Source organism: Paraburkholderia sp. BR10923 (genome assembly GCF_040948765.1).
GTDB classification, from domain to species: Bacteria; Pseudomonadota; Gammaproteobacteria; order Burkholderiales; family Burkholderiaceae; genus Paraburkholderia; species Paraburkholderia youngii.
In genome coordinates this window covers 1-220 of sequence record NZ_JBFPKO010000261.1, presented here as the reverse complement: position 1 = coordinate 220, position 220 = coordinate 1, and the positions used below count along the sequence as shown (strand labels likewise).

General features: G+C 68.6%; 1 protein-coding gene. It reads right to left on the bottom strand.

What is annotated here, in order from left to right; genetic code table 11:
- A partial coding sequence (locus AB3X94_RS42395) for an AMP-binding protein (RefSeq protein ID WP_368614522.1) occupies positions 1–220 on the bottom strand: 220 nt, incomplete at both ends.

Sequence of the window (220 nt, the reverse complement as noted above, 5' to 3'; positions counted from 1 at the left end):
CAGGTACCGCGCCAGATCCCCCGTGCGATACAGCCGATCGCCCTCCACAAAGGGACTGGCGATGAACCGCTCGGCTGTCAGCTCGGGGCGGTTCAGATAGCCCCGCGCGACCCCCGCCCCGCCAATGCAGAGCTCGCCCACCACCCCGAACGGCACCGGCTCGCCATGACCGTCCAGCACATACACCCGCGTGTTCGCAATCGGACGGCCGATCGGAACG